2 protein-coding genes are annotated in these 3,902 nt (G+C 32.9%); both read right to left on the bottom strand.

The window, feature by feature from the left end; genetic code table 11:
* Positions 1-120: 120 nt before the first annotated feature.
* Positions 121-3,153: an amidohydrolase family protein gene (locus ACIQZC_RS09750; RefSeq protein WP_396139037.1), complete on the bottom strand. Its 3,033-nt coding sequence runs from the start codon at positions 3,151-3,153 to the stop codon at positions 121-123.
* A 110-nt stretch (positions 3,154-3,263) separates the two neighbouring features.
* Positions 3,264-3,902, bottom strand: a 639-nt coding sequence (locus ACIQZC_RS09745) for a gliding motility-associated C-terminal domain-containing protein (protein ID WP_396139036.1), incomplete at its 5' end; no start/stop codon positions are given.

Below are 3,902 nucleotides of genomic sequence, written 5' to 3'. Positions count from 1 at the left end.
CCATTTCCTAAATGCGCTTTAGCACCAAGAATTAAAATGGTTTTACTTTGTTTTAGCGCCGGTGTTTGTTGGGCAAACCCAAACAAAGAAATAAATAAAATAACGATATATTTTTTCATCTTAATTGTATTTGTAGTGAGATTCTTTACAATATTCTCCTAAGGTATCACAATGATAGTGACCGTTTTCTTTTTTCTTAGGCAATTGTGTTTTCATTCCTTTATTTTTAGCGTCTAACATTGAGTTTATCAATTCGGCTCTTTCTTTTTGGATTGCACTCATCACTTCTTGCTCTTTTTCTAAATCATAGAAAATAATTCCGTCTACTAACGTTTTTTCGGCTCTTGTATAGATGGATAGAGGACTATCAGACCAAAGGACCACATCGGCATCTTTACCTACTTTAATACTTCCTACTTTGTTATCAACTTGAAGAATTTTTGCAGGATTTAAGGTTACAAAATTCCATGCTTGTTCTTCGGTTACATTTCCATATTTCACTGTTTTAGCAGCTTCTTGATTTAAACGACGAGACATTTCTGCATCATCTGAATTAATAGAAACTTTAACCCCTTCATTTTGCATAATTGCCGCATTGTAAGGAATAGCATCATTAACTTCATATTTGTACGCCCACCAATCGGCAAAAGTTGAACCTGCAACTCCGTGTGCCGACATTTTATCGGCTAATTTATAACCTTCAAGAATGTGTGTAAAGGTTTGAATTTTGAAGCCGTAGCGTTCGGCTAATTTCATCAACATATTAATTTCCGATTGCACGTATGAGTGACAAGTAATAAACCGTTTTTTAGCTAAAATTTCGCCTAAAACTTCCATTTCGATGTCAAATCTTGGTAGTATTTTATTTTTCACTTTACCCGATTTGTAAGTATCCCATTCGTTTTTATATTCGATAGCTCTTGTAAAATAATCTTCATAAACTTGTTCAACTCCCATTCGCGATTGCGGAAAACGATTTCTTGCATTGTCCCCCCAATTTGATTGTTTTACGTTTTCACCTAAGGCAAATTTGATGTATTTTGGAGCTTCTTTTACCAGCATTTCTTCTGGAGCATATCCCCATTTTAATTTTATGAAAGCTGCACGACCACCGATAGGATTCGCTGAACCATGCAATAAATTCGCCGAAGTAACACCACCCGCTAAATTTCGATAAATATTGATGTCTTCTGAATTTACAACATCTTCAATCGTTACTTCTGCCGATGAATTTTGTCCACCTTCATTAACTCCATTAGAAATAGCAATATGTGAATGTTCATCAATGATGCCTGCAGTTAAATGTTTGCCAGTTCCATCAACCACTTTTGCCCCTGAAGTAGGTAAGTTTTTGCCAATTTTTACAATTTTACCGTTTTGAATTAATACATCGGTTTCTTTGAGATTTCCTTCTTTTTCACCAGTCCAAACCGTAACATTTTTAAATAAAATAGTTTCTTGTTTTGGTTTTATTTCATTTCCAAAAGAAATATTTGGAAAGGTTACGGCATAAATTGAAGGTGCTTTTGGTTCCTCTTTTTTGTCTTCTTTCTTTTTAACTTCTTCTTTAACTTCAGTTACTTTTTTAGTAGCGGTCCAAAAAGTTTCATTACCGTTTTCTAAAACCGCTTTTCCTTGCATTAGATCTTTTGAAAAAGTTCCAGAAAGTCTTACAAAATTTGCTTTTGTAGTATCTTGGTTTTTGATAACCAAATTTACCCAAGGATCATTAAATTGGATTTTAGTTCCAAAATTGATACTATCTTTAACGGCTTTGGCTTCAAATTTTGATGTTTCACCATCGATTTTTAATTCAAATTTATGATTATCGAATACTAAATCATACGTTCCTCTAATATCTGTTGGGTTGATTTTATCGATTATGTTTTGGTTTCCTTGAACCCAATTCTCTAAAATAGTGCTTTTTTCTTCAAAAAGATCACCAGAAACAATGATGAAGTTGGCCAGTTTTCCTTTTGAAATAGAACCTACTTTATCATATTGATTTACTAATTTTGCCGGTGCTTCGGTTAAGGCTATTAATGCTTTTTCTTTTGGTAAACCATACAAAACGGCTTTTCTTAAGTTTGACAAGAACGATTTTGTTTCTTTCAAATCTGATGTCGTTAATACAAACGAAATATTATTATCGGCTAGAATTTTCAGGTTGAAAGGTGCTTGATTCCAAAATTTCATATCGCTCAAGCTTACTTGTTGGGCTAAATAAGGATCAGAAACATCATAAGCATCAGGAAAATTTATTGGAATTATAAATGTTGCACCCGATTTTTTGATTTCATCAATGCGCTCAAATTCGTTTCCACTCCCTTTGATTAGGTATTTTATTCCGAATTCATCTCCTAATTTTGCTGTTCTTAGGGCATTTAATTTGTCTCCTGCATTAAAAATTTGCAGTAGTGATTTATTTGAATTGAATGCTTCTAATGAAAAATCTTTATTGGAAGCGTTTCCTTGTGCATACCATTTTGCATCGTGAAATACTTGGCGAAGTAATGCCATACTTCCCATCATTGATGAAGGATAACTTTGTTTTGTAAATTTACTTCGGCTAAAAGTAAAATGTTGCGAAACTTTATCTTTCAACATTCTATCTGCATTAGTACCAAAGTCATTTAGAGTCCAAAGCAAACCTGTTCCTGCAATTACTCCATCGTTATGATGGCTTAAAACCGTTCCAAAACCAACTTCTCTCAGATTACCAGCTCCTTTTGAATCGTAATTTAAGTTTTCGTAAGCATTGTATTCTGGTTTTATGTGGTCGTTCCAATAAAATCCTTCGCGATTGGCATCATATTGTGGCGTGAAATTCCCAGAAGGTCTCGCATTGGGTTTGTTAATTCCAAATTCGCTGTATAAATCGATGAACGAAGGATAGATTGTTTTACCTGAAGCATCTATTATTGCAGCACCTCTTGGGATAGTAACATTTGTCCCTGCTTCAATAATTTTATTTTCCTTAATTAATAAGGTTGCTTTTTCAATTTTTTGAGTCGCAGATAAATAAATTGTAGCGTTTGTAAAAGCTGTGTAATTTTTAAAGCTTTGTTTTACACCATCATTTTTTGGGAAATATTCTTGTGAATGACCTGAAATAGTCAACAAAAACAGGAGTAATACTAATAATTTTCTCATTTTTTTTATTTAAGGAAAGGTTAAAGATAAAAATTATCTGATATGTAAGAGGATATGAATTTAGAATTTAACATTTGTTGACTACTATAAATACTATTTTTTGAAAATAATTACTGTGCAATATACAAGTATCCCACTAGTGTTTCAGGATAATCTGGGTCGTTAAGATACAGTAAGTAAAAATAAGTACCATCGGGTGCTTTATAATCTCCAAATCCATGTTCAACAGTTCCGTCCCAATTTTCTTTATTGTTTGTTCCTGTCCATAGATGTTTTCCCCAACGATTGTATATTTCTAATTTAAAATTCACAAAAACATCACGCAAACCGTCAATGAAAAAAGTATCGTTTAAACCATCTCCATTTGCAGAAACAGCATTGTAAACTGTAGGCGGGCAATTTCTTGTTGTCAAATTAAAGGAGCTAATGGCGTAACAATTTTCGTTATCTATTCGAACAAAAATTTCTTTAGGAGTAGTTTGTGCTTCATAACTAGAGGTGTTTAATATTGGGTAAATAGCCGCAATTGCATTTGAATTGCTTTCATAAAATGATACTGTGTCATTTGGGTCTGTTTTAATAAGTTCTTCATAATTTGAAAAATCAAAAATGCCTCGAGAGAAACCTAAATTACACGATTTAATATCTTCTAACACATTAAAAGTAGGTGAAACTATCAGCTGAATTACAATTTGTGCTGAGTTATTATTTTCAATTAATTCACGAACAATACCTGTACCATTTCCAGT

Origin of the sequence: Flavobacterium sp., assembly GCF_044338735.1 — a bacterium.
GTDB lineage: Bacteria > Bacteroidota > Bacteroidia > Flavobacteriales > Flavobacteriaceae > Flavobacterium.
This window is presented reverse-complemented; position numbering and strand designations above follow the sequence as displayed.

Bases quoted from the DNA above. Each gene is read 5' to 3' on its own strand.
- ACIQZC_RS09750 (WP_396139037.1), bottom strand. From the start codon at position 3,153: ATGAGAAAATTATTAGTATTACTCCTGTTTTTGTTGACTATTTCAGGT.